Genomic DNA, 25872 nt, shown 5'->3' on the forward strand with positions numbered 1-25872 from the left:
GCTACCAGCCGAGCTCTTCGATGTAGCGCAGCAGCACGCCCTCGCGCAGCGCCCACGGCGACACCTCGAGCTCCTCGACGTCCAGCGCGCGCATCGCCTCGTGCAGCACCACCGCGCCCGCGACGATCTGGAAGGTGCGATCGGCGGTGATCCCCGGAAGCTCCTGGCGGGCCGACGCGGGCAGGCGCGCGAGCCGCGGAATCCACGAGCCGAGCGCGTCGCGGGGAAGCAGCATCCGCTCGATCCCCGACCAGCCCGGTACCGGGTAGCCGACGAGCTTGGCCAGCGAGCGGATCGCCTTCGACGAGCCGACGACGTGGTCGGGACGCGGGAGCGCCCGGAACGACGCCGCGACCGGCTCGAGCGTCGTGCGGGCGTGCGCGCGCAGCTCGTCCACCGCGGCGGCGCCGGGCGGATCGTCGGGCAGGAACCGCACGGTCATGCGGCCGGCGCCGAGGGGGACGGATGCCGCGGCATCCGGCAGCTCGTCCCCTCCCGCGGCGAGCTCGAGCGATCCGCCGCCGATGTCGAAGAGCAGGATCTGCCCGGCCGCCCACCCGAACCACCGGCGGACGGCGAGGAAGGTGTAGCGGGCCTCGGTCTCGCCGCCGAGCACCTGGAGCGGCTGGCCCAGCGCCTCCTCGATGAGCCGGATCACCTCGGACCCGTTCTGCGCCTCGCGGACGGCCGAGGTCGCCGTGGCGAGCAGCTCGTCGACCTTCTCGGCCGCGGCGACCGCGCGCGCCTCGGTGACCGCGGCGACGAGCGCGGTCACGCCCTCGTCGGTGATCGAGCCGTCGGGGGCGAGGTACCGCATCAGCCGCAGGACCGTGCGCTTGCTCGTCGTGGCCAGCGGCCGCCCGCCGGGACGGGCGTCGGCCACGAGGAGGTGGACGGTGTTCGAGCCGATGTCGAGGACTCCCAGGCGCACGCGTTCAGGTTAGCGGGGTCACCTCGATCTGATGCCGCGACGCCGACGCCGATGCCCCGACCCGTTCCCCCCGAGACAGGTCGGGGCATCTGCCTGCCGCGGCCCGCGGCATCCGTCGCCCTCGCACCACCGGATACGATGGGCGCGATGTCCGCCGAAGAAGCGACGCTGCCCGACACGGGCGTGGCCACCCCCGCTCTGTCCCTCTACCGTGAGATCGAGCGCGCCGACTGGGCGCGACTGGCCGCCGGCATGACGCAGCCGCTCAGCGAGACCGAGATCGTCCAGATCCGCGGACTCGGCGACCGCCTCGACATGGCCGAGGTCGCCCAGGTCTACCTGCCGCTCTCGCGGCTGCTGTCGCTCTACGCGGAGTCGACGAAGCGCCTGGGCGCCGAGGAGTCGGCGTTCCTCGGCGAGTCGGACGCGACGACCCCGTTCATCGTCGGCGTCGCCGGCTCGGTCGCGGTCGGCAAGTCCACGATCGCGCGCCTGCTGCGCGAGCTCACCAGCCGCTGGCCCGGCACGCCGCGCGTCGAGCTCATCACCACCGACGGGTTCCTCTACCCCAACGCCGAGCTCGAGCGACGCGGGCTCATGGAGCGCAAGGGCTTCCCCGAGTCGTACGACCGCCGGGCGCTCGTGTCGTTCCTCACCGAGGTCAAGAGCGGCGCCCCCGAGGTGCGCGCCCCGTTCTACTCGCACATGCGGTATGACATCGTGCCCGACGCGGTCATCACCGTGCGCCGCCCCGACATCGTGATCGTCGAGGGTCTGAACGTGCTGCAGCCGCCGCCGACCCCCAACGACGTCGCCGTGAGCGACCTGTTCGACTTCTCGATCTACGTCGACGCGGATGCCGCCCACATCGCGCAATGGTACGTCGAGCGCTTCCTCGCCCTGCGCCGCGCCGCGTTCAGCAACCCGAACTCGTTCTTCAACGTCTTCGCCCAGCTGTCGGACGACGAGGCCGTCGAGCGCGCCCTCGGCTTCTGGAACTCGATCAACCTCCCCAACCTCGAGGAGAACGTGCTCCCGACCCGCCACCGCGCGAACCTCGTGCTGCAGAAGGCGGCCGACCACACCGTCGAGACGGTGCTGCTGCGCAAGCTTTGAGGCGGGGTCCTCTGGGGCGTCCGGCCGCGGGTCGCCGCCGCTGCGCGCTGAGTCGCTCCGTCGCTGAGTCGCCAAGACACGCCGACCGCCTCGGCCGCGACCGGCGTGTCTTGGCGAGTCGGGAGCGCGCGGGCTACGTCGGCCCGCGTTCGGCCGCCGCTGAGTCGCTGAGTCGCCAAGACACGCCGACCGCCCGAGCCTGCACCGGCGTGTCCTGGCGAGTCGGGCGCGCGCGGGCGAGGCAAGACCGCGATCGGACGCTGCGACCCACGCACGCCGCGCGCTGAGTCGCCAAGACACGCCGACCGCCCGAGCCCGCACCGGCGTGTCTTGGCGAGTCGCGACCGCGCAGGCTACGTCGGCCCGCGTTCGGCCGCCGCTGAGTCGGGCGCTGCGAACCCGGGACCGCAGCGGGCGGGGGGGGGAACACAAGGGCGACGGATGCCGCGGGGCGAGGCATCCGCTATTCGTTCAGTCTCCTCGCAAAACCGCCCGCCTACCATTGTGGGCATGTGTGGAATCGTCGGATACGTGGGCCCTCGCCAGAGCCAGGCCGTTCTGATCTCCGGGCTCTCCCGGCTCGAGTACCGCGGCTACGACTCCGCCGGGATCGCCGTCATCGACGCTGACGGGGGCCTCGGCATGCGCAAGCGCGCCGGCAAGCTGAAGGTGCTGCGCGACGACCTCGCCGCCCACCCGCTCGCCGACGGCACGACCGGCATCGGCCACACCCGCTGGGCCACCCACGGCGGGCCGACCGACGGCAACGCCCACCCGCACCTCGCCGACGACGACAAGCTCGCCGTCATCCACAACGGCATCATCGAGAACTTCGCCGAGCTCAAGGACGAGCTGCTCGCGGAGGGCTTCACCTTCCGCAGCGAGACCGACACCGAGGTCGCCGCGGTGCTGCTCGGTCGCGAGTACCGCCGCACCGGCGACCTCGTCACCGCGTTCCGCGCCGTCGTCTCGCGCCTGGAGGGCGCCTTCACGCTGCTGGCCATGCACAAGGACCAGCCGGGCCTGGTCGTCGGCGCGCGCCGAAACTCACCGCTGGTCATCGGCCTCGGCGAGGGCGAGAACTTCCTCGGCTCCGACGTCGCCGCGTTCGTCGAGCACACCCGCAACGCGCTCGCGATCGGCCAAGACCAGATCGTCGCCATCACACCCGACGGCGTCGAGGTCACCGACTTCGCGGGCGGTGCGGTCGAGGTCGAGCCGTTCGAGGTGACGTGGGATGCCGCGGCCGCCGAGAAGGGCGGCTGGTCGTCGTTCATGGCCAAGGAGGTCTCGGAGGAGCCGGAGGCCGTCGCCAACACGCTGCGCGGCCGCATCCGCGACGGTCAGGTCGTGATCCCCGAGCTGCACGGGCTGGACGAGCTCTTCCGAGGCATCTCGCGCATCATCGTGATCGCGTGCGGCACCGCCGCGTACGCCGGCCAGGTCGGCAAGTACGCCATCGAGCAGTGGACGCGGATCCCCGTCGACGTCGAGCTCGCCCACGAGTTCCGCTACCGCGACCCGGTGATCGGGGCCGACACGCTCGTCGTCTCGATCAGCCAGTCGGGCGAGACCATGGACACGCTGATGGCCGTCAAGTACGCCCGCGAGCGCGGCGCGAAGACGCTGTCGATCTGCAACACGCAGGGCGCGACAATCCCGCGCGAGTCCGACGCGATCGTCTACACGCACGCAGGGCCTGAGGTGGCCGTCGCCTCGACGAAGGCGTTCGTCGCTCAGATCACCGCGCTGTATCTCATGGGCCTGCACATCGGCCGCATCCGCGGCGCCGTCTCGGCCGAGGCCGCCGCGGACCACGTGCGCGAGCTCGAGGAGATCCCGGCGAAGATCGCGCAGATCCTCGAGCGCGAACAGCCCCGCATCGAGCAGTTCGCGCACTGGATGGCCGACACCCGTTCGGTGCTGTTCCTCGGCCGCCATGTCGGCTACCCGATCGCCCTCGAGGGTGCGCTCAAGCTCAAGGAACTGGCGTACATCCACGCCGAGGGCTTCGCCGCCGGCGAGCTCAAGCACGGCCCCATCGCGCTCATCGAACCCGGCCAGCCGGTGTTCGTCATCGTCCCGTCGCCGCGCGAGTCGGCCGAGATGCACAAGAAGGTCGTCTCGTCGATCGAGGAGATCCGCGCCCGCGGCGCCCGCGTCATCGCGATCGCCGAAGAGGGCGACGTCGCCGTGCTGCCCAAGGCCGACGAGGTGCTGCGCATCCCGCTCGCCGGACCCTTCTTCGAGCCGCTCCTCGCCGTCGTGCCGCTGCACATCTTTGCGATGGGCCTCGCCACGGCGAAGGGCCTCGACGTCGACCAGCCCCGCAACCTGGCGAAGTCCGTCACGGTCGAGTAGCGGCATCCGCTTCTCTTGTTCTCCTGATCTCCCGCCTTCTCCTGCTCTCCTGCTTTCTCTGCCCGAACCACCTCTTCTCACCGAAACCACCCACGCCGGACGTCGAATCGTGGGTGGTCTCGGCGAGAAGGGGTGGTTTCGGCGGCACGGGTCTCTCGGGAGTGCGGGGTGTGCGGGGCGGCGCGATAAAGTGACGGATGCCGCGGCAGCGGCGTGGCAGGAGGCCCCGTGATCGTCGGAATCGGCGTCGACCTCGTCGACATCCCGCGGTTCGAGCGGACGATCGAGCGCACCCCGCGCCTGCTCGAGCGCCTCTTCTCCGACGCCGAGCGGCAGCTCAAGCCCCACTCCCTCGCGGCGCGCTACGCCGCGAAGGAGGCGCTCATCAAGGCGCTCGGCGGGTCGGACGGCGTGCACTGGACCGAGATCGAGATCGCGTCCGAGGCATCCGGTCGCCCGGTCTTCTCGCTGTGCGGGTCGACGGCCGCCGTCGTCGCGGAGCGCGGCATCACGGCGGTGCACCTGTCGCTCTCGCACGACGCCGGTCTCGCGGCGGCGTACGTCGTCGCGGAGGCCGCTGCGGTCGGTGCCGCTGGCGGCGGGGGCGCCTCTGGCGCGGCGGGCGCTCTTGGCGCTGCCGGCGGCGCGAGCTCGCCGAAACAGGGCGTTCCGGCCGAGACCGGGGACGCTGCCCCCGGTTTCGGCGCGAACACCCTGTCTCGCGGTGATGTCGGGGTGGCTGCCGACGCCGAGCCTCACCTCGGGGCCGGCTCGCCGAAACAGGGGACTCCGGCCGAGACCGGGGACGCGGCCTCCGGTTTCGGCGCGAACACCCTGTCTCGCGGTAACCCGAACCCCCGCCCCGCCCCCGTCCCCGCCCCCGAGCCCGGGCCGAGCTCGCCGAAACAGGGCGTTCCGGCCGAGACCGGGGACGCTGCCCCCGGTTTCGGCGCGAGCACCCTGTCTCGCGGTGATGTCGGGGTGGCTGCCGACGCGGGGCCCGGGCCGAGCTCGCCGAACCAGGGGGTTCCGGCCGAGACCGAGGACGCTGCCCCCGGTTTCGGCGCGAACACCCTGTCTCGCGGTAACGCCGACCCCGCCCCCGACCCTGCCGCCGCCCCCGCCCCCAACCCCGCTCCCGGCCGCAGCCGCAGCGCCGACCCCGCCCCGCCCCCCGGCCCCGCCTCGCCCGGCGCAACCGGCCAGGACGGAGCGGGCGCATGAGCCGCCTTCCCGCAGGCGCCCTGCGCGAGGTCGTCATCGACGTCGGGGCGATCGAGGACAATGTGCGCCACTTCCGCCGGCTCACCGGGTCGGAGGTCATCGCAGTGGTCAAGGCCGACGGGTACGGGCACGGGGCCGTGCGTTCGGCGAACGCCGCGCTGGCGGGCGGCGCCACTCGGCTCGGGGTCGCCGACATCACCGAGGCGCTGGCGCTGCGCCGCGCGGGCATCGACGCGCCCATCGTCGCGTGGCTCCACGCGCCCGACGCGGACTTCGCCCAGGCGGCCGCGCTCGGCATCGAGCTCGGCATCTCGAACCTCGACCAGCTGCAGAAGGCCGCGGCCGCGGCATCCGGCGATCGTCCGGTCGGGGTGCACCTCAAGCTCGAGACCGGCCTTTCGCGCAACGGCGTCGCCCCGGAGGACTACCGCGTCGTGTTCGCGGAGTCGGCGCGGCTCGAGCGGATCGGCCGCATCCGCGTGGTCGCCCTGTTCAGCCACCTCTCGAACGCGTCCGCTGACGACGACCGCGCGGCGCTGCGGGCCTTCGAGGACGCCGTCGGAGTGGCCGCTTCGCTCGGGCTCGCGCCCCCGCTGCGGCACCTCGCGGCGACGCACGCGGCGATCGACCTGCCGGCGTCGCGGATGGGATGTGTGCGCATCGGCCTCGGGCTTTACGGACTGTCGCCCTTCGACGACCGCACGTCGGCGGACCTCGGTCTCCGCCCCGCGATGACCCTGCGCGGGACGGTGGCTGCCGTGCGGCGCGTGCCCGCGGGCAAGGGCGTCTCGTACGGCTACGACTACCGCACCGACCGCGAGACAACGCTCGCCCTCGTGCCGCTCGGGTACGCCGACGGCGTGCCGCGGCAGGCGTCCGGCACCGGCCCGGTCGTGATCGGCGGGCGGCGGTTCCGCGTGGCCGGCCGCGTCGCCATGGACCAGTTCGTGGTCGACGTCGGCGACCACCCCGTGTCCGTAGGCGCCGAGGCGGTGCTCTTCGGGGATCCGACGCTGGGAGCGCCGTCGGCAGCGGAGTGGGCGGATGCCGCGGGCACCATCAACTACGAGATCGTGACCCGCGTCGGACCCCGCGTCCCCCGCCGGCAGGTGTCGGAGTGACCGTGGGCGCCGGCGCCACGGCCGGGTCCGGCGCCCGCGCCGTTCAGGATTCAGTCCGGCTGCCGGGCGGCCAGGGCGGCGGGCCCGGAATTCCGCGACCACGAGGCGCCGCGGCCGGCGGGGGAACTGAATCCCGAACGCCGGAGGCCCGAGAGGCGGTGCCCGGGTGAGCGGGAACGCCTTCGACGCCCCCGGTGTTGCACCCGGCGTGGCAACGGGAATCGACGCACTGGTCGGCACGCGCGAGATCACCTCGCCGGAGGCCATGGAGGCCCTCGGCGAGGAGATGGGGCGGATGCTGCGCCCCGGCGACCTGGTGGTCCTCACCGGTCCGCTCGGCGCGGGCAAGACGACGCTCACCCGGGGCATCGGCCGCGGCCTCGACGTGCGCGGACCCATCCAGAGCCCGACGTTCGTGCTGGCCCGGACGCATCCGTCGCTCTCCGGCGGCGCGCCGCTCGTCCACGTGGACGCCTACCGCCTCGGCTCCGCCGCCGAGCTCGACGACCTCGACATCGACTTCGACGGGTCGATCGTGATCGTGGAGTGGGGGCGCGGCATGGTCGACGGCATCCGCGACTCCTGGTGGGATGTCGAGATCGAGCGCGAGTGGCACGGCCACGGCGTCGACAACGCCTGCGGCACCATCGGCCACGAGGCCGACCTCGACGCCGACACCCCCCGCCGGGTGTCGATCGTCCGGCGGCCGTAGTCGGGCCCCGCAGGGCGCCGACTACCCTGGAAGGGTGATCCTGGGCATCGACACCTCGCTCGGCTCCGCCGTGGCGGTGGTCGAGCCCGACGGCGTCATCCGCGCCGACGTCGAGAGCCCCGACCCTCGCGGGCACGCCGAGGCCATCGGCAGCTTGATCGAGCGGGCGCTGGCCGAGGCATCCGTCGCTCCTTCCCAGATCACGCATGTCGCCGCGGGCATGGGTCCCGGGCCTTTCACCGGACTGCGCGTCGGCATCGCCGCGGCACGGGCCTTCGCGCTCGGGCGCGGGGTGCCTGTCGTGCCGGTGCCCAGCCACGACGCGGTCGCGCTGGAGCTGCTGCTGCATGCCGCGCTGACGACCGACTGGGGGTACGCCGCCGACGTCGAGGACGGCGCGGCCGAGAGCTTCGCCGTCGTGACCGATGCCCGACGGCGCGAGTTCGCGTACACCGTCTACCGCGGCATCGACGCCGACGGCCTGCCGATCCGCATCGCGGAGCCCGCCCTCGCGCCTCGCGACCGGCTCGACGACGTGCTCGGCGGCCTCGGCGCGTTCCGGCGGGAGGCGGAGCGCATTCCCGCCGCCATGCTCGCGCTCGCCGCCGCGCGGGCCCTCGCGGCCGGGCGCACCCTGTCGTCCGCCGAAGCGCTGTACCTGCGGTCGCCCGACGTCACGCCGTCGCCCGTGCCGAAGCGGGTGATCGCGTGACGCTGCGCGCCGCCACCGCCGCCGACCTCGGCGCCATCATGGCGCTCGAGCGCGCCTCGTTCCCGCGTGACGCCTGGTCCGAGGCGATGATGCGCGAAGAGCTCGACTCACCCCACGGCTGGTACGTCGTCGACGAGGAGGCCGGGCGGCTCGTCGGCTACGCGGGTCTGCGTGCGGTGCGCAACGCGAAGGATGCCGACGTCCAGACGATCACCATCGCCGAGGCGTCCCGCGGGCGAGGTCGCGGCCGCACGCTGCTCCGCGCCCTCCTCGACGAGGCGGGCCGGCGGGGCGTGGAGGACGTCTTCCTCGAGGTGCGCGCCGACAACCCGGTCGCCCAGGCGCTCTACACGTCCGAGGGCTTCCTCGAGATCGGCCGCAAGCCCCGCTACTACCAGCCCGACGACGTCGACGCGGTCGTGATGAAGCTCGACCTGCGCGGCCGGCTCGGCGGTCGCGCGTCGGCGGCCGGCGAAACTCCACGGATCTCGGCGGATGCGGGCCAGGGAACGGATGCCGCGGCCCTCCGCAGCCCGGATCCGTGGAGTTCTGCCGGGGGAGCGTGCACATGAACCGCGCCGATCCGCTGGTGCTCGGGATCGAGACGAGCTGCGACGAGACCGGGATCGGGATCGTGCGCGGCCGGACGCTGCTGTCGAACACGATCGCGAGCTCGATGGACGAGCACGCCCGCTACGGCGGCGTCGTGCCCGAGGTCGCGGCGCGCGCGCACCTCGAGGCGCTGCAGCCGGCGATCGAGGCGGCGCTCGCCGATTCGGGCGTGGGTCTCGGCGACCTGGACGCCGTGGCCGTGACCAGCGGGCCGGGGCTGGCCGGCGCGCTCATGGTCGGCGTGGGCGCGGCGAAGGCGCTCGCGGTCTCGCTCCACAAGCCGCTCTACGCCGTCAACCACCTCGTCGGACACATCGCCGCCGACATCCTCGACGCCGAGGCGCCGCCGCTGGAGTACCCCACCGTCGCGCTGCTGGTCAGCGGCGGGCACACCTCGCTGCTGCTGGTGCGCGACCTCACGAGCGACGTCGAGCTGCTCGGAGAGACGATGGACGACGCCGCCGGAGAGGCCTTCGACAAGGTGGCCCGCCTGCTCGGGCTGCCGTACCCGGGAGGTCCCGAGATCGACCGGGCCGCGGCATCCGGTGATCCGGCCGCGATCGCGTTCCCCCGTGGGCTGTCCCGCGCCTCCGACATGGCGAACCACCGCTACGACTTCTCGTTCTCGGGCCTCAAGACCGCGGTCGCCCGCTGGGTCGAGCAGCGCCGCGCCGCGGGCGAGGAGGTTCCGGTCGCCGACGTCGCGGCGAGCTTCCGCGAGGCGGTCGTCGACGTGCTCGTGACGAAGGCGCTGGCGGCGTGCCGCGACCACGGCGTGCCGCGGCTGCTGCTCGGCGGCGGCGTGATCGCCAACCGGCGGCTGCGCGACGTCGCACTCGAGCGGGCCGCCGCCGAGGGTGTGACAGTGCGGATCCCGCCGCTCTCGCTCTGCACCGACAACGGCGCGATGATCGCCGCGCTCACCGCCGAGCTCATCATGGCCGGCCGCCCCCCGTCGACCCTCGAGTTCGGCGCGGACTCCACCTTGCCGGTGACCGACATCCAGGTCGCGGAGGGAGCATGACCGACGACGAGCGGATGCCGCGACCCCCGGCCCCCGAGCCCGCGGCGCCTTCGCAGCCCGGCTCGGCTGCGCCCGCGGCGGCGTCCCCGCCGGCATCCCCGCCGCTTCCGCCGACCGAGGCGTCCCCGCCGGCATCCCCGCCGCTTCCGCAGGCCGAGGCGGCGGCGGCGTCCCCGCCGCTTCCGCCGGCCGAGGCCGCGACTGCCGCGGCGGCATCCGCTCCGCCCCCACCGCCGGCTCCCTCCCCGCAGGCGGCAGCCCCGGGCGGACAGGCGACGGTGGAGGCCCCCTCTCCCGACGTCGAGCTCGCACAGGATGCGTCGCCTCTCCCCGGCGCGCACCGCGGCGGCTTCTCACGGCTGCCGACGGCACCCGTCCCGGTGACGGTCGAGACCGCACCCGCCGAGCCGGGCGGCGGCGACTTCGCGCCCGACAGCGGCACGTGGATCGCGCCCCAGGACGACGCGTTCAGCCGCGGGCTCGCCGGGTGGGCGCTCGCCTTCGGCATCGTGGGGCTGGTCGTGTCGCTGTTCGTCGGCTGGGGCTTCCCGATCGGCATCGTCGCCGTCGTGTCGGCGATCATCGCGCTGCGCCGGCCGCTGGAGAGCCGGGCGATCGCCGTGTGGGCCCTCGTGCTGGGGGTCGTCTCGATCCTCTACAGCGCGGGGTGGCTGCTCTTCGCCGCCATGCGCGCCAACCTCCTCGGCTGAGGCCACTGCGCCGGCCGGCGGGGCGCGCCGTTGCGGTCCGCTGCTGACCGCCCGCGCCGCGGGATCCGCCGGGGCACGGAGGCCTTCCCAGCCGACCCCCCGCGCCGCGCGATCCGCCGGAGAGGTGGGCCGCCCGGGCACGGAGGCCTTCCGAGCCGACCCGCCCGGGGCCGCCCTGGCCGACCGCCAGGCGGCCGCCCGGGCCGGCCCGCTTCGCGACTACACGCGGTCGGCAAGGATCGCCGTCCGGCGGCTGCCGATCCGCGTCAGGATCAGCGTCGCCGCCTGATCGCCCCGCAGCTTCAGCCGCGTGCGCAGCGTGGCCGGATCGATGTCGACGCCGCGCTTCTTGATCTCGAGGCGTCCGATGTCGCGCTCCCGCAGCGCCCTCGCGAGGGCCTTCACATCCGACGGGACCACCTCACGCACCCGGAACGTCGACACGAACGGCGACGTCAGTGCGGCATCCGACGTCACATACGCGATGCGCTCGTCGAGCATCCCGGCCTCGAGCGACCGGGCGACATCTCCGATGAGGCGCGCGCGGATCACCGCGCCGTCCGGCTCGTGCAGGTAGGCGCCGAGCTCGCGGACCGGTTCGTCCGAGGCATCCGTCCCGCTCGTGAGCTCGTGCGCAGCCTCGCCGCGCATGACCAGCGCCGCACGGCGCACGCCCTCGCGCGCCAGCGCCCCCGACCAGAGCACGAGCTCGACGGTCGAGCCGTCCGCGCTCACCCACTGCGCCTCGACGTCGTCGGGGATCGCGTCGCGGTCGAGACCCGGCCCGAGCTTCACGCCGACCGGCATGCGGCGCGCGAGGTCGAACACCCAGTCCAGCGACGGCGACCAGTCCTCGGGGCGGGTGCGGGCGGTCTCGCTGTGACCGGCCGTGCGGCGCGCGGGGTCGAGCCACGCCGCGTCGACGCCGTCGAGATCGGCGTCCTCGGCGGTGCCGTGGCGCACCTCGGCGTCCGCGCCGAAGGGCGCCAGGTTGTAGGCGGCGATGCCGGCGGTGACGGCGTCGGCCTCCACGGCCGTGACCCGCAGCCCGAGCCCGGCGAGCCCCAGCGCGTCGCCGCCGATGCCGCAGCCGAGGTCGGCGACATGCGCGAAGCCGGCCTCGCGGAAGCGCGCCGCGTGCCGCACGGCGATCGAAAGCCGCGTGGCCTGCTCGAGGCCGGCCCGGGTGAACAGCATCCGCCGGGCGAGGTCGCCGAACTTCGCCGCACCCTTGGTGCGCAGGCGGGCCTGCCCGACGACCGCCGAGACCAGGTCGGGGGAGTGACCGTCGCGGCGCAGCCGCGTGACCGCGCGGCCGACGTCGGCGGAGTCCTCGACCGCCGGCATCGCGTCGAGCAGCCGCAGGCCCTCCGGCGTCAGCAGCGCCTCGAGTTCGGTCATCTCCACCCGCCGAGCCTACCCAGGAGGTCATACGACGACGCTCGTTGGCACTCACGTTGCATGAGTGCCAGCCGGTTGCCTAGACTGAGATCAGCACTCGCAATGCCAGAGTGCTAACGAGTCTTAGTCTCAAGAAAGAAGAGGTAGACCGTGTCGGTTTCCATCAAGCCGCTCGAGGACCGGATCGTCATCAAGCAGGTCGAGGCCGAGCAGACCACGTCCAGCGGTCTGGTCATCCCCGACACCGCCAAGGAGAAGCCCCAAGAGGGTGAAGTCGTGGCGGTGGGCCCGGGTCGCATCGACGACAACGGCAACCGCATCCCGCTCGACGTCGCCGTCGGCGACCGCGTGATCTACAGCAAGTACGGCGGGACCGAGGTCAAGTTCGGCGGTGACGAGTTCCTCGTCCTGTCGGCCCGCGACGTGCTGGCGGTCGTCGTCCGCTGAGTTCTGCGCACCGCGCGACGAGAGGGTCGGATGCTTCGGCATCCGGCCCTCTCGTCTTTCCCGTTTCGCCGGCTCACGCCGTCGGGAGCGCGCCACCGGACGGTGGCAGGAATACGCCCACGGACGGCAGACGACGGATGCCGCGACCGGCCCGCACACGGACCGCACGGTCGACGGCGGGCGTAGGCTGACCCGGTGAGTCCCGAGCAGTCCCGCCTTCCCGAACGCGCCGAGGTGGACGCCCTGGACGACGCCACCGCCCTCGACCTGGGCGTGACGACGGCGGAGAGCGGCGGCATCCGCGACTCCGTCGCCGCGGCGCGCGAGCGCACCCTCGGCGGGATCTACGCGTTCTCGGCCTACCTGCTCTGGGGCTTCCTGCCGCTGTACTTCCTGCTGCTGGCACCGACGGGGCCGTGGGAGATCGTGGCCTGGCGCATCCTGCTGTCGCTGGGCTTCTGCGCGCTGCTGCTCACCGCGACGCGCACCTGGCCGCGGCTCGTCGCGATCTTCCGGCAGCCGCGCGTGCTCGGCCTGACGGTGATCGCCGGCCTCACCATCTACGTGAACTGGCAGGTGTTCATCTACGGCGCCCTGTCGGGTCACGTCATCGAGACCAGCCTCGGCTACTTCATCAACCCGATCGCGACCGTCCTGCTCGCAGTGCTCGTGCTGCGGGAGCGGCTGCGGCCGACGCAGTGGGTCGCCATCGGAATCGCCGCGGCGGCGGTCGCCGTGATCGTCATCGGGTACGGCGCGTTCCCGTGGATCGCGCTCACGCTCGCGGCATCCTTCGGCATCTACGGCCTGGTGAAGAAGAAGGTCGGCCCGTCGGTCGACGCCGTGAGCGGGCTGACGCTGGAGACGCTGTGGCTGTCGCCGATCGCCGTGGTGGTGCTCATCGTCGTCGGGATGACCGAGGGCCTCACGTTCGGCGCGGCGGGGTGGCCCCACGCGGTGCTGCTGAGCCTCGCGGGCATCGTCACGGCGATCCCGCTGCTGCTCTTCGCCGCGGGCGCCCGACGCGTGTCGCTCACCACGATCGGGCTGCTGCAGTTCGTGGCGCCGATCCTGCAATTCCTGGTCGGGTGGCTGCTGCTCGGCGAGCCGATGCCCCTCGAGCGCTGGATCGGCTTCGGCCTCGTGTGGGTCGCGCTCTCGGTGCTGACGGTCGACTCGCTGCTGCACGCCCGTCGGACGCGCGCGGCGGGGTAGGTCGCGCGCGGGCCTGGGCTCGGGCGTGGGCTGGGGCTTGGGGGTCGCGGTCGGGCGTGGGCTGCGGTCGGGGGTCGGGGTCGGGCGCAGGCTGGGGCTTGAGGGTCGCGCTCGGGCCCGGGATGGCGCCCCGGGCGACCGCTGCGGCCGCTTCCTCCTCCGCGAAACCGAGGATCCTGGCCGAAACAGGGGGCAGCGTCCCCGGTCTCGGCGGGAACGCCCGGTCTCGGCGCGATGAGCGGGAGACGCCGACGGATGCCCCGGAGCCCGGTCAACGCCCGGTCCCGGCGACATGCGCGAGCGGGGACCGGGGAGGAGCCGACGGATGCCGCAGCCGGCGTCAGCGCACGAGCCGGGCGATCGCCTGCGAGGCCTCGGTGATCTTCACGTCGGCCTCGGCGCCGCCGAGGCGCGCGGCATCCACCACGCAGTGACGCAGGTGGTCGTCGAGCAGGCCCACCGCGACCGCCTCGAGCGCCGAGGTCAGCGCGCTGATCTGGGTGAGGATGTCGATGCAGTACTTCTCGTCCTCGACCATCTTGTGGATGCCGCGGGCCTGACCCTCGATGCGCTTGAGGCGGTTGAGGTACTTGTCCTTGTCGGTGATGTAGCCGTGATGCGAGTGCTCGCCGGCGGGCATCGTCTGCTCGAGCGCGGTGTCGGTCATGTCGGATCCTTTGCGGTGAGAGTCAGGGGTGAGAGGTGGAGCGGCTCTGGAATCGTCGCAGGCGCAGGCTGTTGCCCACGACGAAGACGCTCGACAAGGCCATCGCCGCGCCGGCGATCATCGGGTTCAGCAGGCCGAGCGCGGCGAGCGGGATCGCCGCGACGTTGTACGCGAACGCCCAGAACAGGTTGATTTTGATCGTGCCGAGCGTCGCGCGCGACAGGCGGATCGCGTCGGCGGCGCTGCGCAGGTCGCCGCGTACGAGGGTGATGTCGGATGCCTCGATCGCGGCATCCGTCCCCGTCCCCATCGCAAGGCCCAGGTCGGCCTGCGCGAGGGCGGCGGCGTCGTTCACGCCGTCGCCGACCATCGCGACGACCCGGCCCTCGGCCTGCAGCTCCGCGACGACGGCGACCTTCTCGTGCGGCAGGACCTCGGCGATCACGCGCTCGATCCCGACCTCCTCGGCGATCGCGCGTGCCGCGGTGGCGTTGTCGCCGGTGAGCAGCACCGGCGTCAGCCCGAGCGCGCGCAGCTGCGCGACCGCCTCGGCGCTGGTCGGCTTGACCTGGTCGGCGACCACGACGAGGCCGCGCACGGCGCCGTCCCACGCCACGATCACGGCGGTGCGGCCGAGCGCCTCGGCCGACGTCTTGGCTGCGGCGAGCTCGGGCGGCAGGGCGAGCGCCCAATCCGCGAGCAGCGCCTCGCGCCCGACGAGCACGGCGTGGCCGTCGACCACGCCCGACACGCCCTTGCCCGGCACGTTCTGGAACGAGGCGACCTCCGGGAGCGGACCCGTCTCGTCGGCGGCCGTGCGGGCCACGGCACGGGCGATGGGGTGCTCGGACGCATGCTCCAGCGCGCCCGCCAGACGCAGCAGCTCGGAGCGAGCGGATGCCGCGGCATCCGTCCCCGCACCCGCTCCGCCACCGTCGGCCCGGGCATCCGCCCCCGCACCCGCTCCGCCACCGTCGACCCGGGCATCCGTCGCCGAACCCGCCACGCCACGCCCCGCGCCGGCAGCCGGCACGACGTCCACCAGCGCCATTCGGCCGCTCGTGACCGTGCCGGTCTTGTCGAGCACGACGGTGTCGACGGTGCGCGTGGACTCGAGCACCTCGGGCCCCTTGATCAGGATGCCCAGCTGGGCGCCGCGGCCCGTGCCGACCAGGAGCGCCGTGGGGGTGGCGAGGCCCAGCGCGCACGGGCACGCGATGATCAGCACCGCGACGGCGGCGGTGAAGGCCATGGCGGCCGGGGCTCCGGTGAGCAGCCAGCCGACGAGCGTGCCGAGCGACAGCAGCAGCACGATCGGCACGAACACGCCCGAGATGCGATCGGCCAGGCGCTGCACCTGCGCCTTGCCGGACTGCGCGTCCTCGACGAGCCGCGCCATCTGCGCCAGCTGCGTCTCATCGCCGACGCGCGTCGCCCGCACCACGAGCCGCCCGCCCGCGTTGACCGTCGCGCCGACGACCGCGTCGCCGGGGGCCACCTCGACGGGCACCGACTCGCCGGTGATCATCGAGGCATCGACGGCCGAGGTGCCCGAGGTCACGACGCCGTCGGTCGCGATCTTCTCGCCCGGGCGCACCACGAACTCGTCGCCGGCGCGAAGCTCGTCGATCGGCACGCGCACCTCGACGAGCGCGGGGGCGGCGGGGGAGCCGATCCCCGGCATCCCGAGGGCGACCTGACCGGCGGCCGCGCCCGCCGCCGGACGGAGCACGGCGACGTCCTTCGCGCCGATCTCGAGGAGGGCGCGGAGGGCCGCGCCCGCCCGCCGCTTGGAGCGCTGCTCGAAGTAGCGTCCCGCGAGCACGAAGGTGGTGACCCCCGCCGCGACCTCGAGGTAGATGTCGCCGGCGCCGTCGCTCGGGGTGACCGACCACTCGAACGTGTGCGTCATCCCGGGCATGCCGGCGTGCCCGAAGAACAGCGCGTACAGCGACCAGAGGAACGCCGCCGACACGCCCAGCGAGATGAGCGTGTCCATCGTCGCGGCGCCGTGGCGGAGGTTGATCCAGGCCGCCCGGTGGAACGGCCACGCGCCCCACACCACGACGGGCGCGGCGAGGGCGAGCGACGCCCACTGCCAGTACGTGAACTGCAGCGGCGGGATCATCGCCAGGAGGATCACCGGCACCGACAGCACGATCGACCCGATGAGCCGCTGGCGGAGGGCGCGCAGCTCGGGGTCGGCTTCCTCCGCAGGAGCCGTCACCTCGGCGGGAGGAGCGGGCACCGCCGCGGTGTAGCCGGTCTTCACCACCTCGTCGATGAGCGTCTGCGGATCGAGCCCCGCCGGGCCGCTCACGACGGCCTTCTCGGTGGCGTAGTTGACGGATGCCTCGACCCCGTCGAGCCGGTTGAGCCGCTTCTCGATGCGCGAGGCGCACGACGCGCACGTCATGCCGCCGATCTCGAGCTCGATCCGGGCGACCGGGGCCGAGGCGGGGCTCATCGGGCGCGGACCGCGGTGTAGCCGGCCTCGTCGACCGCGGCGATGACGGCCTCGTCGGCGAGCTCGCCAGCGGACACGATCTTCAGCGTGCCGGAGGCCGCGCTCACCCGGACGTCCTCGACGCCCGCGAGCTTCGACACCTCGCCCCGCACGGATGCCTCGCAGTGCCCGCAGCTCATGCCGGTCACGTTGTACTCAGCCTCAGCCATGTGCTCACCTTTCGTCGGTAGGTCAGGGGATACCCCAGAGGGGTACACGCCTCCAGTCTAATACGGCCCGGGGGTATGGAGGACGGCGGGGAACACCCTGCAGAAATGACGGGAACGCGGAACCCCCGGTCAGACCCGTTACACATCGTTAACGAACGGCAACATTCTGCGCCCTCGCGCCCGGTTAGGTTTGTCGCATTGGGTCGGGCGCCCGAGCCGCGCCCACATACATACAGCAAGGAGCAACATGAGCGTCTTCACCCGCTCGCGCAAGGCCACCGTTCTCGGCGGCATCGCGCTCGCCGGCGCCAGCGCCCTCGTCCTCGCCGGTTGCACCGGCGGCGGTGGCAACACCGGTGGTGGCGAGACCAGTGCCCCCGCCGAAGACCGCGAGGAACTCTCGCTCAACATCGGCACCGTCCTCCCGCAGACCGGAGCCCTGGCGTTCCTCGGCCCGCCCGAGGAGGCCGGTGTCGGCCTCGCCGCGGCCGACATCAACGAGGCTGCCAAGAGCATCACGGTCGACGTCGAGTTCGGTGACTCGGGCGACCCCGACAACAAGGCGTACGAGACCACCGTGCCGCGCCTGCTGGGCAACGACGTCCAGGCGCTCATCGGCGCCGCCTCGTCGGGTGTGACCAAGCTCTTCCTCGACCAGGCGGTCGGCGCGGGCGTCATCACGTTCTCGCCGGCCAACACGTCGCCGGACTTCACCACGTGGGACGACAACAACCTCTACTGGCGCACCGCTCCCAGCGACCTGCTCCAGGGCGAGGTGCTCGGCAACCTGATCGCCGAGGACGGCCACCAGACGCTCGGCATCATCTACCTCAACGACGCGTACGGCACGGGTCTCGAGGCGGCGCTGACCGAGAACTTCGAGGCCGCCGGCGGCGAGGTCGTCGCCAGCCAGGCGTACAACGCGACCGACACCACCTTCGACGCACAGGTCAGCGCGGTGCTCGCCGAGAACCCCGACGCGATCGCCGTGATCGGCTTCGTCGAGACCTCGACCATCGTCCCGGCCGTCGTGGCGGAGGGCTTCGACGGAGGCAACTTCTACTTCGTCGACGGCAACACCAGCCAGTGGGGCGACGAGATGCCGGTGAGCATCGAGGGCTCGAAGGGCACGCAGCCCGGACCCGCGCTCGAGGACGACTTCATCGACCGTCTCAACGAGTGGTGGACCGGCGAGGGCAACGAGGAGCTCGCCGACCTCAACTACGCCGCCGAGTCGTACGACGCGGTCGTGCTGCTCGCGCTCGCCGCACTCGCGGCCAACTCCAACGACCCGGCCGACATCGCCGGCAAGCTGCAGGAGGTCTCGGGCGGCACCGGCGAGGGCGAGAAGTGCACCTCGTTCGAGGAGTGCGCCGACATCATCCTCGCGGGCGACGTGGCCGACTACGACGGCTACTCGGGCAACATCACCTTCGACGAGAACGGCGACCCGACCGAGGCGTCGATCGGTGTCTTCGAGTACGGCGCCGACAACACGCACACCCGCATCAACTGACCTGAGCGTCAGCAGCAGCTGACTCGCGGTCACGCGACACCCAGAAGGCCCCGGAGCGATCCGGGGCCTTCTGCCTGCGCCGGTACGGGCGAGCGACGAGGACCGCACCCGTGGCATCGCCGCTGCGGCCCGCGCACGAAGAAGCGGACGGATGCCTCGTGGCGAGGCATCCGTCCGCTTTCCGGTGCGGTCAGCGGCCCGTCAGGCGGTCTCGCTGCCCAGCGTGCCGAGGTACAGCCCGATGACCTTGGGGTCGTTGAGCAGCTCGCGGCCGGTGCCCTCGTAGGCGTCGCGGCCCTGGTCGAGGACGTACCCGCGGTCGCAGATCTGCAGGCAGCGGCGCGCGTTCTGCTCGACCATGATGGTCGTCACGCCCGCCTTGTTGATGTCGGAGACGCGGATGAAGGCGTCATCCTGGCGGACCGGCGACAGGCCCGCCGACGGCTCGTCCAGCAGCAGCACCGACGGGTCCATCATGAGCGCGCGCGACATCGCCACCATCTGGCGCTCACCGCCGGAGAGCGACCCGGCGCGCTGCTTGAGGCGCTTGCCCAGCTCGGCGAAGATGCCGGTGACGAACTCCAGGCGCTCGGCGTAGACCTTCGGGCGCTGGTACATGCCCATCTGCAGGTTCTCCTCGATGCTGAGCGAGGGGAAGACGTTGTTCGTCTGCGGCACGAAGCCGACGCCGCGCTGCACGAGCTTGTCGGACTTCAGTCCCACCACGCTCTCGCCGTCCACGTTGATCTCGCCGCCGCGCACCTTCACCATGCCGAAGATCGACTTCAGCAGCGTCGACTTGCCGGCGCCGTTCGGGCCGATGATGCCGATCAGCTCGCCCTTGCGGGCGATGAGATTCGCGCCGTTGATGATGTTGATGCCAGGCAGGTAGCCCGCGGTGAGGTCCTTGACCTCCACCACGACGCGGTCGCTCTTCGCGGCCTCGGCGACGGGCCCGACTCCCGCCCCTGCGCTTGTCGAAGGGTCGCTCACTTGGTCTCCTCCTCGGCCTCGGCGATCGCGGCTTCTTCGGCCTCGCGGATCTCTTCCAGCAGCTCGACCGCGGACTCGTCGAGCTCGCCCGCGACGCGGCCGGTCACGACGCCGAGGTCGACGTCCTGGTGGCTGCCGAGATACGCGTCGATGACCGCCTGGTCCTCCATCACGGTGTCGGGCGGGCCTTCGGCCACGACCTTGCCTTCGGCCATCACGACGACCCAGTCGGCGATGTGGCGCACCATGTGCATGTCGTGCTCGACGAAGAGCACCGTCATGCCGAGGTCCTTGAGGTCGAGGATGTGGTCCAGCAGCGACTCGGTCAGCGCCGGGTTCACACCGGCCATCGGCTCGTCGAGCATGACGAGCGTGGGGTCGCTCATGAGAGCGCGGGCCATCTCGAGGAGCTTCCGCTGTCCGCCCGACAGCGAGGCTGCGTAGTCATCGGCCTTCGCGTCGAGCTTGAACCGCTGCAGCAGCTCGCGGGCCTTCTCCTCGATGCCGTCGTCCTGCTTGCGCCACAGCGCGGGGACGATGCTCGCCCACAGGCTCTCGCCCTTCTGGGAGGTCGCGCCGAGCTTCATGTTCTCGAGCACGGTGAGCAGCGACAGCGACTTGGTCAGCTGGAACGTGCGCACCTGGCCCATGCGGGCCACCTTGAACGACGGGATGCCGGCCAGCTGCTTGCCGTCGAACGCCCAGGACCCGGAGTTGGGCTTGTCGAAGCCGCACAGCAGGTTGAACAGCGTGGTCTTGCCGGCGCCGTTGGGGCCGATGAGCGCAGTGATGGCGTTGCGGGGGATCTCGAGGTGGTCGACGTCGACGGCGGTGAGACCGCCGAAGCGGCGGGTGACGCCGTCGACGACGAGGATGGGGTCGTTCTTGGCGACGCCCGGGACGGGGTCGCCCTTGGCGAGGCCTGCGGTCTTGGGGCGCCGGACGGATCCGGTCGCCGTCGGGACGGCGCCCGTCCCGGCCGGAGAGCCCGCCGGAACCGCGCCCGGGGTCTCGGGCGCCGGCTCGGGCGCGATGGGCGGGTTACTTGACAAAGGTCAGCTCCCTCTTGTTTCCGAAGATGCCCTGCGGGCGGAAGATCACGATCAGCATCAGTGCCACACCCACGAGGATGAACCGCAGGATGCCGGCTTGGATCGGCGTCATCGGCAGGATGCCCTCGCTGGCCAGCGCCGGCAGCACGTTGTCGAGGAACGCCATGATGACCCAGAAGATGACCGACCCGACCGCGGGGCCGAAGACCGTCGCTGCGCCGCCGAGGAGCAGGATCGTCCACAGGAAGAACGTCAGCGAGGTCGTGTAGGTGGCGGGGATCACGGCGGAGGGGAGCGCGAAGACCACGCCGCCCAGCGCGCCGAAGATGCCGCCGATGATGAGCGCCTGCATCTTGTAGGCGAAGACGTTCTTGCCGAGCGAGCGCACGGCGTCCTCGTCCTCACGGATGCCCTTCAGCACGCGGCCCCACGGGCTGCGCATGAGCGCCCACACCAGATAGATCGCGATCGCGAGCAGGATGAGACCGAACACGCGGACCCACAGCTGGTCGGCCGTCCACGTCCACGGGCCGAAGCCGTACGTGCCCTCGGGGAACGGGTTGGCCGCGCGGAAGCCCGCGTGGTAGCCGCCCAGTCCGTCGGCCGAGTTCGTGAACTCGTCGAACACCGTCGTGGTGAACAGGAGCCGCACGATCTCCGCCGCGGCGATCGTCACGATGGCGAGGTAGTCGGCGCGCAGTCGCAGTGTCGGGATACCGAGGATGAAGGCGAACACGACGGCGCCCAGCATCCCGATCAGGATTCCGACCCACCACGGCAGGCCGAAGCTCAGGATCGAGATCGCGTACGAGTACGCGCCGATCGCCATGAAGCCGGCCATGCCGAAGTTCAGCAGGCCCGCGTAGCCGAAATGGACGGCGAGACCGGTGGCAGCCAGCGCATATGCGATGGTCGTCGGCTGCAGGAACCAGCTCGCGGTGTTGTTGAAGATCTGTCCCCAATCCATCTCGCGGCCCCTAACCCACTCGTTCCTTGCGACCCAGGATTCCCTGTGGTCTGACCAGCAGCACGATGATGAGCACGGCCAGCGCGCCCACGTACTTCAGGTCTGGAGGCAGCCACAGAGTGGAGATCTCCACGAGCAGACCCACGATGATCGAGCCGATGAGGGCTCCGAACGCCGTGCCGAGACCGCCGAGCGTGACCGCCGCGAAGATGAGCAGCAGGATCTGCACGCCCATGTCCCACCGGACACCCGGACGGAAGTAGGCCCACAGCACGCCGGCGAGCGCGGCCAGCGCCGCCGACATCATCCACACGATGCGGATGACGCCGTCGACGTCGATGCCGGACGCGGCGGCGAGGCCGGGGTTGTCGGAGATCGCGCGTGTCGCCTTGCCGACGCGGGTGCGCACGAGCCAGAACGCGACGGCGACGATCACGACGATGCTGATGCCCATCGAGGCCATGTCGATGATCGAGAGCGAGATCGGGCCGATGATGCGGATCTTCGCCGCACCGGCGCCCGGAAGCTGGTAGCTCGTGCCGCCGATGAAGAACTGGAAGGTGTAGCGCAGCGCGAGCGACAGGCCGATGCTGACGATCATCAGCTGCACGAGGCCGAGGCCCCTTCGCCGGAGCGGCCGCCACAGTCCCGCGTCCAGGCCCCACCCGAAGGCGGCGCCGAACACCAGGACGAGCGGGATGACGATCCACATCGGCCAGGTCAGGAACGTGCCGAAGACGAGCGCCACGATGGCGCCGAAGGTGACCATCTCGGCGTGCGCGAAGTTCGTCAGTCCCGTGGTGCCGAAGATCAGCGAGACGCCGATCGAGGCGAGCGCGAGGAGCAGACCGAAGTTCAGGCCGTTGATCACCAGCGCGACCACGCGGTCGAACTGGGTCGCCGTGACCCGCTCTCCCTCACCGAGGAAGAGGTTGAGGATCTTGCTGTTCGTGAGGCCGAACGTCACCTCGAACGACCCGCTGGTGCCCTGGATGGGCTGCGTCCCCTCGGGCAGCTGCTCGGGATCGACGATGACGCCCTCGGGGAGGGTGTCCTCTTCGATGGTCAGGACGTAGTCGTCCTTCTCGGGGACGTACAGCCGCCAGCGCCCCTCGGCGTTGGTGACGGTCTCGGCCTCGAATCCGCCCCCCTCGATGGACATCGTGACGCCCTCGACGGGCTCGCCCTCGAAGGTGACGACGCCGCCGAAGTAGTAGTCGGTCTGCTCCTGGTCGGCGCCCGGGGTGTCGGGTGCGTCCGCGTGTGCGCTGGTCGGCGTGGACAGGAACACCATGCCCGCAGCCATCAGCAGTCCGAAGAGCAGAACGATCCAGCGGCGGCTGCTGATCGTGATCGCAGTCGTAGGACCCACAAAACCTCCAGTTCGGCACCACGCGGACACCGAAGCTCGGGTCGCATCGGCCGTGATGAACGACGGTACGACTGTAATGTGTCCGCGCTGTTTCGCATACGTTCACCTGTGGATACGTGACCCTTTCGCAACGGGACGTGCGCTTTCCTCCCGATGAGCCCTGATCGCCGGCGTTCTTGCGCGCGGCGACACGCGCGTGCGCCCGCGCGCCCGCCGACGCGGGAACAAATCGAGGGTGCCGGACGCTTTAGAATCGAAGGCGGAGCGTCATGTGCGCGCCGGCCGTCGTCGTCCACACCTGAGAGAACGCGCCGTGAGCGCAGGAGACCACATGGAGCACAACGACCCCTTCGGCTTCGTCGGACTGACCTACGACGATGTGCTGCTGCTGCCGGGGCACACCGACGTGATCCCCAGTGAGGCCGACACGTCGTCGCGCGTGACCCGCCGCATCACGGTGGCCACGCCCCTGCTCTCGGCCGCGATGGACACGGTCACCGAGGCGCGTCTCGCGATCGCGATCGCCCGCGAAGGCGGCATCGGCATCATCCACCGCAACCTGTCCATCGAAGAGCAGGCGTCGATGGTCGACCGGGTCAAGCGCAGCGAGTCGGGCATGATCACCGACCCGATCACGACGACGCCCGACGCCACGATCGAAGAGGTCAACGCGCTGTGCGCGACCTACCGGATCTCGGGCCTTCCCGTCGTCGACGACCACGGCCGCCTGGTCGGCATCGTCACCAACCGCGACATGCGGTTCGTCTCCGGCTTCGAGCGCCAGACCACCAAGGTGCGCGACGTCATGACCAGCGAGGACCTCGTCACCGGCCGCGTCGGCATCAGCGCCGGCGAGGTGATCGCCCTCTTCGCCCGGCACCGCGTCGAGAAACTCCCGCTCATCGACGACGACGGCAAGCTCGCCGGCCTCATCACCATCAAGGACTTCGACAAGAGCGAGAAGTACCCCCTCGCCACCAAGGACGAGCACGGCCGCCTGCGGGTGGGCGCAGCCATCGGCTTCTTCGGCGACGCGTGGCAGCGCGCCGAGGCGCTGCGCGACGCGGGCGTCGACGTCATCGTCGTCGACACCGCGAACGGCCAGTCCGCCGGCGTGATCGACATGGTGCGCCGCCTCAAGGCGGATGCGTCGTTCGCCCACATCGACGTCATCGGCGGCAACGTCGCCACGCGCGAGGGCGCCCAGGCGCTCATCGACGCGGGCGTCGACGCCGTGAAGGTCGGCGTCGGCCCGGGCTCGATCTGCACCACCCGTGTGGTCGCGGGCGTCGGGGTGCCGCAGGTCACCGCGATCTACGAAGCATCCCTCGCCGCGCGCGAAGCGGGCGTCCCGGTCATCGCCGACGGCGGCCTGCAGTACTCCGGCGACATCGCCAAGGCGCTCGTCGCCGGCGCCGACACCGTCATGCTCGGATCCCTCCTCGCCGGCACCGACGAGTCGCCGGGCGAGATCGTGTTCCAGGGTGGCAAGCAGTTCAAGCAGTACCGGGGCATGGGATCGCTCGGCGCCCTCCAGACCCGCGGCAAGAAGACCTCGTACTCGAAGGACCGCTACTTCCAGGCCGACGTCCCCAGCGACGACAAGCTCATCCCCGAGGGCATCGAGGGGCAGGTCGCCTACCGCGGACCGGTCTCGGCGGTCGCGTACCAGCTCGTCGGCGGCCTGCGTCAGTCGATGTTCTACGTCGGCGCCCGCACCGTGGAGGAGCTCAAGGCCAAGGGCAAGTTCGTGCGCATCACCGCGGCGGGCCTCAAGGAGTCCCACCCCCACGACGTGCAGATCGTCGTGGAGGCCCCCAACTACAAGCGGTAGGCCCACAGGACCGGAAGAGCGGATGCCTCGCCCCCGCGTGCTGCGCGCGGGCGAGGCATCCGCTCTTCCGCGTCCGGGTGCGGGGGGCGGCCCGGTGCGGCAGGCGGTGCGGGCTCGCCGCGGGGTCGCTAGCCTGGCGCCATGATCAGGCAGCGGCGGCACCCCGCGTCGACGCAGCGCACGTCGCGCCTCGAGGCTTACACCGACGGGGTGTTCGCGATCGCCGCGACCCTGCTCGTGCTCGATCTGACGCAGCACTCCCTCGGCGAGGTGGACTCCGACGCCGAGATGTGGACGGCCCTGGTCGCGATGTCCGAGCTCTTCCTGAACTTCGCGCTCAGCTTCGTGCTGCTGAGCCTCATGTGGATGGTGCACGTGCAGCAGTTCGAGCACGTCGCCCGCGTCGACGCCGCCATGGTGTGGCTCAACAACGCGCGGCTGCTGTTCATCGTGCTCGTGCCGTTCGCGACCAACCTCACCACGGAGTACTCCGAGTGGCTCGCGGGGCGGCTCGCGATGCCGGTGACGTTCTTCCTGGCGATCCTCTTCAGCTGGCTGCAGTGGAACTGGGCGGTGCGTCGGCGCGAGGTGATGCTTCCCGGCATGAGTGAGGCGGATGCCGTCGCATACGGCCGCGGCTCGCTCAGCGCCCTCCTCATCTCGGCGGCGGTCGTGGTCCTGTCCCCCTGGGTCGGCTCGGCGGCGTTCCTGCTGTTCTTCCTGGACGGGCCGCTCACCCGCCTCCTCCGCGGCAAGGGGGACTGAGCCCGCGGCGGCCGGCCGTGCTCTCGGCGTCGGGAAGAGGGGCGGATGCCTCGGCCTGGCCGCTCTCGCGGGCGCGGCGTAGGGTCGGGGCATGTGCCGCAACATCGTCCCGCTCCACAACTTCGAGCCGGCCGCCACCGACGACGAGTGCCACGCCGCCGCCCTGCAGTACGTGCGCAAGATCACCGGAACGACGAAGCCGTCCAAGGCCAACCAGGAGGTGTTCGACCGCGCCGTCGCCGAGATCGCGCACGCGACCCGGCATCTCCTCGACGATCTCGTGACCACGGCGCCGCCGAAGAACCGCGAGGCGGAGGCGACCAAGCGCCAGGCGCGCTCCGCCGACCGCTACGAGGCGCTGCGCGCGTTCCAGCAGGAGAAGAAGCGGGCGGCCGCCGCGTCCTGAGCCGCCGGTGGGCGGCTGCGGTGTCGAGAGTCCGGGCA

General features: G+C 71.8%; 23 protein-coding genes and 1 pseudogene. 15 read left to right on the forward strand and 9 right to left on the reverse strand.

The window, feature by feature from the left end:
- Position 1: 1 nt before the first annotated feature.
- Positions 2–931, reverse strand: a complete 930-nt coding sequence (locus tag IR212_RS03060) for a Ppx/GppA phosphatase family protein (RefSeq protein WP_194397544.1) — start codon at positions 929–931, stop codon at positions 2–4.
- Between the two features lie 147 nt (positions 932–1078).
- Between IR212_RS03060 and coaA the strand changes: the two genes are divergently transcribed.
- From coaA to IR212_RS03105, 9 genes and pseudogenes are all read left to right on the forward strand, one after another.
- Positions 1079–2047 carry a type I pantothenate kinase gene (gene coaA, locus IR212_RS03065; protein WP_194397545.1) on the forward strand — a complete coding sequence of 323 codons (969 nt, stop codon included), beginning with the start codon at positions 1079–1081 and terminating at the stop codon, positions 2045–2047.
- 510 nt (positions 2048–2557) lie between these two features.
- The gene (glmS, locus tag IR212_RS03070) at positions 2558–4408 is read left to right on the forward strand and encodes a glutamine--fructose-6-phosphate transaminase (isomerizing) (RefSeq protein WP_194397546.1); all 1851 of its coding nucleotides are present in this window, start codon (positions 2558–2560) and stop codon (positions 4406–4408) included.
- 228 nt (positions 4409–4636) lie between these two features.
- Positions 4637–4987, forward strand: a pseudogene (locus IR212_RS03075) (holo-ACP synthase); the annotation flags it as partial.
- A 641-nt stretch (positions 4988–5628) separates the two neighbouring features.
- Positions 5629–6753, forward strand: a complete 1125-nt coding sequence (alr, locus tag IR212_RS03080; RefSeq protein ID WP_194397547.1) for an alanine racemase — start codon at positions 5629–5631, stop codon at positions 6751–6753.
- Positions 6754–7018: 265 nt separating this feature from the next.
- Positions 7019–7465, forward strand: a complete 447-nt coding sequence (gene tsaE, locus IR212_RS03085; RefSeq protein WP_194398488.1) for a tRNA (adenosine(37)-N6)-threonylcarbamoyltransferase complex ATPase subunit type 1 TsaE — start codon at positions 7019–7021, stop codon at positions 7463–7465.
- 34 nt (positions 7466–7499) lie between these two features.
- A complete protein-coding gene (gene tsaB / locus IR212_RS03090; RefSeq protein WP_194397548.1) occupies positions 7500–8177 on the forward strand; it encodes a tRNA (adenosine(37)-N6)-threonylcarbamoyltransferase complex dimerization subunit type 1 TsaB in 678 nt (225 codons plus the stop codon).
- Entirely contained in the window at positions 8174–8749 is a 576-nt protein-coding gene (rimI, locus tag IR212_RS03095) for a ribosomal protein S18-alanine N-acetyltransferase (protein WP_194397549.1), read from the forward strand. The genes tsaB and rimI overlap by 4 nt, the downstream gene beginning before the upstream one ends.
- On the forward strand, positions 8746–9813 hold the full coding sequence (gene tsaD / locus IR212_RS03100; protein ID WP_194397550.1) for a tRNA (adenosine(37)-N6)-threonylcarbamoyltransferase complex transferase subunit TsaD: 1068 nt from the start codon (positions 8746–8748) through the stop codon (positions 9811–9813). Before rimI ends, tsaD begins: the two co-directional genes overlap by 4 nt.
- Entirely contained in the window at positions 9810–10523 is a 714-nt protein-coding gene (locus IR212_RS03105) for a hypothetical protein (protein ID WP_194397551.1), read from the forward strand. The genes tsaD and IR212_RS03105 overlap by 4 nt, the downstream gene beginning before the upstream one ends.
- 219 nt (positions 10524–10742) lie before the next feature.
- Here the strand turns inward: IR212_RS03105 and IR212_RS03110 are convergent, their stop codons facing one another.
- Positions 10743–11930, reverse strand: a complete 1188-nt coding sequence (locus IR212_RS03110; RefSeq protein WP_194397552.1) for a class I SAM-dependent methyltransferase — start codon at positions 11928–11930, stop codon at positions 10743–10745.
- A gap of 144 nt (positions 11931–12074) precedes the next feature.
- Here IR212_RS03110 and groES point away from each other — a divergent pair, with 144 nt between their 5' ends.
- Positions 12075–12371 (forward strand): co-chaperone GroES, encoded by a 297-nt coding sequence (groES, locus tag IR212_RS03115; RefSeq protein ID WP_045275440.1) that lies wholly within the window; start codon positions 12075–12077, stop codon positions 12369–12371.
- Between the two features lie 297 nt (positions 12372–12668).
- Entirely contained in the window at positions 12669–13586 is a 918-nt protein-coding gene (rarD, locus tag IR212_RS03120) for an EamA family transporter RarD (protein ID WP_194398489.1), read from the forward strand.
- Positions 13587–13926: 340 nt separating this feature from the next.
- Here rarD and IR212_RS03125 read toward each other — a convergent pair whose 3' ends face one another.
- Genes IR212_RS03125 through IR212_RS03135 form a run of 3 tightly spaced genes read right to left on the reverse strand, consistent with a single transcriptional unit; the run spans position 13927 to position 16929 of the window.
- Positions 13927–14253, reverse strand: a complete 327-nt coding sequence (locus tag IR212_RS03125) for a metal-sensitive transcriptional regulator (protein WP_273542110.1) — start codon at positions 14251–14253, stop codon at positions 13927–13929.
- 22 nt (positions 14254–14275) lie between these two features.
- Entirely contained in the window at positions 14276–16720 is a 2445-nt protein-coding gene (locus IR212_RS03130; RefSeq protein WP_194397553.1) for a heavy metal translocating P-type ATPase, read from the reverse strand.
- Entirely contained in the window at positions 16717–16929 is a 213-nt protein-coding gene (locus IR212_RS03135) for a heavy-metal-associated domain-containing protein (protein ID WP_194397554.1), read from the reverse strand. Before IR212_RS03135 ends, IR212_RS03130 begins: the two co-directional genes overlap by 4 nt.
- Before the next feature lie 247 nt (positions 16930–17176).
- Here IR212_RS03135 and IR212_RS03140 point away from each other — a divergent pair, with 247 nt between their 5' ends.
- A complete protein-coding gene (locus IR212_RS03140; RefSeq protein WP_194397555.1) occupies positions 17177–18445 on the forward strand; it encodes an ABC transporter substrate-binding protein in 1269 nt (422 codons plus the stop codon).
- A gap of 201 nt (positions 18446–18646) precedes the next feature.
- On the opposite strand, the gene IR212_RS03145 is transcribed toward IR212_RS03140, so the two are convergent.
- From IR212_RS03145 to IR212_RS03160, 4 genes are all read right to left on the reverse strand, one after another.
- Positions 18647–19366, reverse strand: coding sequence for an ABC transporter ATP-binding protein (locus IR212_RS03145; protein WP_194398491.1), 720 nt, complete (start codon positions 19364–19366; stop codon positions 18647–18649).
- Between the two features lie 68 nt (positions 19367–19434).
- The gene (locus IR212_RS03150; protein WP_194397556.1) at positions 19435–20490 is read right to left on the reverse strand and encodes an ABC transporter ATP-binding protein; all 1056 of its coding nucleotides are present in this window, start codon (positions 20488–20490) and stop codon (positions 19435–19437) included.
- A complete protein-coding gene (locus tag IR212_RS03155; protein ID WP_194397557.1) occupies positions 20480–21457 on the reverse strand; it encodes a branched-chain amino acid ABC transporter permease in 978 nt (325 codons plus the stop codon). The genes IR212_RS03150 and IR212_RS03155 overlap by 11 nt, the downstream gene beginning before the upstream one ends.
- 10 nt (positions 21458–21467) lie before the next feature.
- Positions 21468–22829, reverse strand: coding sequence for an ABC transporter permease subunit (locus IR212_RS03160; RefSeq protein ID WP_420488612.1), 1362 nt, complete (start codon positions 22827–22829; stop codon positions 21468–21470).
- Positions 22830–23160: 331 nt separating this feature from the next.
- On the opposite strand from IR212_RS03160, the gene guaB reads away from it, so the two are divergent.
- From guaB to IR212_RS03175, 3 genes are all read left to right on the forward strand, one after another.
- The gene (gene guaB / locus IR212_RS03165; protein WP_194397558.1) at positions 23161–24663 is read left to right on the forward strand and encodes an IMP dehydrogenase; all 1503 of its coding nucleotides are present in this window, start codon (positions 23161–23163) and stop codon (positions 24661–24663) included.
- A 141-nt stretch (positions 24664–24804) separates the two neighbouring features.
- Positions 24805–25428, forward strand: a complete 624-nt coding sequence (locus tag IR212_RS03170) for a TMEM175 family protein (RefSeq protein WP_194397559.1) — start codon at positions 24805–24807, stop codon at positions 25426–25428.
- A 91-nt stretch (positions 25429–25519) separates the two neighbouring features.
- On the forward strand, positions 25520–25834 hold the full coding sequence (locus tag IR212_RS03175; RefSeq protein ID WP_194397560.1) for a DUF2277 domain-containing protein: 315 nt from the start codon (positions 25520–25522) through the stop codon (positions 25832–25834).
- Positions 25835–25872 lie beyond the last annotated feature (38 nt).

Origin of the sequence: Microbacterium atlanticum (assembly GCF_015277815.1) — a bacterium.
Taxonomy (GTDB): domain Bacteria; phylum Actinomycetota; class Actinomycetes; order Actinomycetales; family Microbacteriaceae; genus Microbacterium; species Microbacterium atlanticum.